This window comes from Nocardia sp. NPDC004168 (assembly GCF_040610355.1).
GTDB lineage: Bacteria > Actinomycetota > Actinomycetes > Mycobacteriales > Mycobacteriaceae > Nocardia > Nocardia sichangensis.
Window position 1 is genome coordinate 1 of record NZ_JBEXME010000108.1, and the last position, 1341, is coordinate 1341.

The window sequence follows — 1341 nt, forward strand, 5'->3', positions numbered from 1 at the left end:
CGTGCCCGCAACCCCCGCAGCAGCGCGGCGGCGGTGTCGGCGGTCAGGCTGGTCGGCGCGCCACCGGCCAGTAGCTCTCGCAGCAGTGCGTGCAGGAGACAGCCACCACCACCTGACAGAGGAGCAGGCAACAGTCCTTCGGTCGATGGCAGGCACCTCAGAGTTGGGTTGCACGGGCCAGGAAGGCTGTTGAGATCGGCAGTCTGTGTACCTCTGCCAGTGCGTAGAGTGAGGTCAACGTCGGTACGCCGCGAGAAAGACGTCGACGCCGGCGCCGATGAGCTGGTCAGTGTCGGTCGCGGCGGCCATCGCATTGACAGCGTCTGCTGTGAGCTGGATCAGGTGGATCGCTGCGGTCTGCCCATCCACGACATTGAGCAGGCCCTTATCGCTGAGGGAAAGTAGGTGTTGGGCTATCGCGGACCTGACACGCTCCGGGCCAGTGCGGCGCCAGTCTGCGAGAACGTCGGGATCGATGTGTTCAGCGTCGGCGCCCACCTGCCGAATCATGGCAAAGTGGGTCTGCGTCGCAGGAGCCGGGGTCGCCCAAAATACGCCGAACGCGACAAGATCACGGCGGAGGTTGAATCGCCCCGGCGTGTCGGGGGACTTCATCTCTTGAGGAGGATGGAGTCGTGTCGTCGAGGAGGAAGTACCCGGCCGAGTTGCGTGAGCGGGCTGTGCGGATGTTTGTCGAGATCCGTGATCAGCATGGGTCGGAGTGGGCGGCGATGCGGGCGGTCGCCGAGTTGTTGGGGTCGGTCACCCGGAGACGGTCCGTGGATGGGTGCGCCAGGGTGAGGTCGACCGCGGCGCTCGTCCGGTGACCTCCCGTACCCAGTCCGATGGCCTTCCCATACACCCTCCGTGACCTCGGGTGTTGCGACCACCGGTTGAACCTGAGCGATTCACATCTATTGCGTTCACCGAACGGCTCGCCGAAGCAGGGATCCAACCCAGCGTAGGCGCGGTGGGCTCGAGCTTCGACAACGCCCTCGCCGAGACCGTGAACGGCCTCTATAAACCGAGTTGATCAAGCCCCGCGGCCCGTGGCGCAGCGTCGATCATGTCGAGTTCGTCACCGCCGAATGGGTGGATTGGTTCAATCACCGACGCCTCTACCAGTACTGCGGGGACATCCCACCCGCCGAAATGGAAACCGCCTACTACGCTCAGAACCCAGCCCAGCAACCGCTGAGCTGTCACATCAATAAGTCTCCGGACTCACCGGGGGGGCTGTCGGAACAACGGCTCTGGCTCACTTCCGGTGGCTGAGCGTGGTCGCCTGACGGCACGATGCCTGGGTGGGTGAGGCGGATGTTGCTGTCGGGCTGATGTTCT

1 protein-coding gene and 1 pseudogene are annotated in these 1341 nt (G+C 64.4%); one reads left to right on the top strand and one right to left on the bottom strand.

Translation table 11 applies throughout. The annotated features are described in order from the left end of the window. Positions 1 to 234: 234 nt before the first annotated feature. Positions 235 to 615 carry a TetR/AcrR family transcriptional regulator C-terminal domain-containing protein gene (locus ABZW96_RS37630; RefSeq protein WP_355081656.1) on the bottom strand — a complete coding sequence of 127 codons (381 nt, stop codon included), beginning with the start codon at positions 613 to 615 and terminating at the stop codon, positions 235 to 237. Between the two features lie 289 nt (positions 616 to 904). On the opposite strand from ABZW96_RS37630, the pseudogene ABZW96_RS37635 reads away from it, so the two are divergent. Beyond that, positions 905 to 1275, top strand: a pseudogene (locus tag ABZW96_RS37635) (integrase core domain-containing protein); the annotation flags it as partial. Positions 1276 to 1341: the final 66 nt, after the last annotated feature.